The sequence below is a fragment of the Lutibacter sp. genome (assembly GCF_040883305.1).
GTDB lineage: Bacteria > Bacteroidota > Bacteroidia > Flavobacteriales > Flavobacteriaceae > Lutibacter.
Genome location: NZ_JBFLKT010000439.1, coordinates 1 through 3,326 on the forward strand (window position 1 = coordinate 1; position 3,326 = coordinate 3,326).

2 protein-coding genes are annotated in these 3,326 nt (G+C 29.6%); both read right to left on the reverse strand.

Annotated features, from left to right (window positions below):
• Positions 1-1,009 (reverse strand): glycoside hydrolase family 97 N-terminal domain-containing protein (locus AB1Z17_RS14200; protein WP_368052427.1); only part of this gene is annotated, 1,009 nt, incomplete at its 3' end.
• Positions 1,010-1,018: 9 nt separating this feature from the next.
• On the reverse strand, positions 1,019-3,326 hold a 2,308-nt coding region (locus AB1Z17_RS14205; RefSeq protein ID WP_368052428.1), incomplete at its 5' end, for a DUF4838 domain-containing protein.

The following is a 3,326-nucleotide window of genomic DNA, read 5'->3' on the forward strand; positions in this document are numbered from 1 at the left end:
CTGTATTCCAACCTTCGACCAAAACTCCTGAAATATTATTATTGGATGCAAAATCTATATATTTTTTTGTTGCAGTTGTAGTTGCTCCGTGTCGTTCGCCCAAAGTCCATGTGTGAGTTCCTAAATGCATTCCCCACCAAATCCCGACATACTTCATTGGTTGAACCCAAGAAGTGTCTTCAATTTTATTAGGTTCGTTTAAATTTACAATTAAGTTAGAGTTAACCAAATCTTTGGCTTTATCAACAATTTGAATAGTACGCCAAGGTGAAACCATTGGTGTACTTGTTTTAACTTTTATACCATCTGGCCAAGGAACTAAATCACTTTTAAAAGAAAATTCTTTGTCTTTATTCTTAAGCAATGTCATATCCGCATAATCGGTTAAATTTGCTTCGTGAATACTTACAAAAAACTGATTGTCAGATTCAAAAGTTATTGGTGTATTTGCGCTTTCAATTGTATTTAAAGGTGCATTTTGATATAATTGCTCGTAAGAATCAAAGTTTGCAGGGGTAAACCAACCATCAAAATTTTTAGAGAAATTAAATTCTGTCAACTCTTCCATTATTAAAATACTGTCTAAATTTGCTTGCTTTGGAATTTCGTATCTAAAACCAACACCATCATCATACACTTTAAAAACAACATTCATTTTTCGAAATGGTTCCACTTTTTCTTGTAGAAATATTTCTAATTTATTAAAATTATCAGTTATCACTTTATTCTCACCCCAAACCTGAGACCACGTAGAATTCGAACTTGAAATTTTAAAATCATTTACTGAAAAATTTCCATTCATAGGTTTTGAATTTTTCAATAAATAACCCAAATTTGATGGTTTAATAAGCACCGAATCCTTAAAATTTATAACGTATTTTACATTTCCATTCTTAACGTGAACCTTCACGGCTATATTAGTATTTGGAGATGTTATTTTTAACGTTTTTTCTTTAGAACAACTTAATAATACGATTAAAGTTAATCCTATAAAAATGAAATTTTTCATTTGAAAATTTTAATTGATTAGAACTTCATCAGCAAAAATCCACGAAGGCAAACCTGCTGCATGGTGCCAAAATGGAGCTTCGTTCATATTTTCTGCTAGAATTTTTATATATCTCGCTTCTACTTTTGAAAATTCTAAATTAAAGTATTTTATATCGTTTATCTTGCTTGTTTTAGATAATGGCGCATTGTTTTTTATAGTACCAAGTTTTACAAAATTTTTGTTATCATTTGAAAAATAATAAGAAACACTTTTAGGAAAAAACACAATATGATTGGTCACTTGTAAAAAAGCAGTTGAAACCGAACTTACAGTTGTAGCTTTTTCTAAATCGATAATTGCTTCTAAATGATTGCCTTCAAACCCTAACCAATTTGCATAAAAATTACTTCCACCTAAAGCACCATCGGTTAAAGTTTGAGGGTCTTCATTTGCATATTTTTTGGGCTTGGTTAATAAAGTTACTTTTTTTTCAATGGCTTTATTTGGTTGAGTTGCAACTTCTAATGATTTTTTGTAACCATGATAATACTCTTCTACAGTAAAACCCATTTCGTTCATTAAAGAAATATTGTTCTTTTTACAGGTTTCGTAAAAATTGATTAGCTTTTCATTTACATAGGGATTTATAATTTTTTCTCCATTTTCTCCTAAAATAAACAATTGAAAATCGTTAGAAATCCCTTTTTTACAAGCTTCTAAAATGGCATAATCAACACTAATTCTTGCACTTTGAATGCGTTCTAAAACTTCTGGTGCATTGGCTACTTTTTCTGCTTCATTAAAAAAACTTTCGTATTGTTTTAATAATGTTGAATTTAAAAATGACTCAAATGCCTGTGATGGATCTCCATATAAAAACAAGAAAAAATCGTTATCTTCTTGTATCTTTTTGTGAATCAAATCAATATATTTTTTTACATAAATTCCTGATTCTTTATAATAACCATTTGTAAATTCTATAATTAGTTCTTCAATATTTAGATTTGGATTCCATAATAATTTCGCAGTTATGTAAGAACGTAGTTCAAACAATTCACTTGGATTATGACTGTGTTGTTCGAACACCCATTTTGCATTATTTTCACTAAATAGCTGAATATTTGGCTGCAACGTATGTAAGTTTGGAAACGGCGCTAAGAAATTGGTAAACTGGGTGGTATAATCCCAAATTCTAATGTTTTCAGTTATTTGTTTCCACCCTTTTAAATCCTCCGTAAAATCAGTACAATTATCAACAATTGGTGCACTTCTGTCACATTCTATAGAACATAATGTAATTAAAACATTGCTTAAAGGCTTTGTTTTGGAAGGTTTCCGCGTATATTGATAGGCTAATGTAGAAATTGTTTTATCTGGAAAAGCTGCTGCAATTTTATTTACAAACTGAATCATTGTACCACTTGGACTTCCTTCTATTGCATCAATTCTCGTACAGTTTTCACAAGTACAATATTGCGTATTATCGTTACTACTAACAGAAATTACACTTGATTCTGGGAATTGTGTAAACAAAGAAGCTACAGAATCTTTTACAATTTCATATACTTTATCGTTTGTTAAACACAATTGTGTTGGCAATCGTTTTGAACCTCGTAAAGCATAATATTCAGGGGTATTCTTGTAAAAAACTTCCTCTGGAATAAATTTATTAAATGTATGCACTCGTGCTGAAGGCACATAATAAGGAAAAGCTACTGAAGTTACTTTATGTTTCGCCGCAAATTCTGGATTTTGATAAAACAATTTAGAATGTACCGTTCTTGTGGTGATACTTGGAGTATATGAATAATTAATGTTATTTTCAATAGTTATATTTTTTGAAGTCGGAATCTCTTCAACAGCAGGTGTGTACCATTTACAGTTCAAATAGCTTTCTAAAAAATCATAAACTGCATTTTGTACTGCTGAATCTGAACCTCCAACAATAAAAATATTGTCATTATCAGTCGTTATTTTCAGTTGATTCTTTTCAATATCCTGGACTTCAATAAAAAGCTGTTGTTTACCTTCAGATTGATTTTCTTCCGATACAATTGGAATTTTAGCTGTTGAAATTTTTTCAATATAATTTTGTAAAACTTCAGAAGCAGCTTTTACAACATTTGTAGCGTCTGTTTTAATAACAATTTCATAATTAGAAGCGCCATTATCAGTAAGTTGAAGCGTATCTTCAGATTTACAAGATATTATTGTAATTACTAAAAACAACAAAAAATACTTTAACACTTTAGATGAATTAATACATTGCTCTTTTAAATGACTCATATATTTTGGCTTTAAACTAGTTATCCACTTTGTAATTTTAAACTTTTTA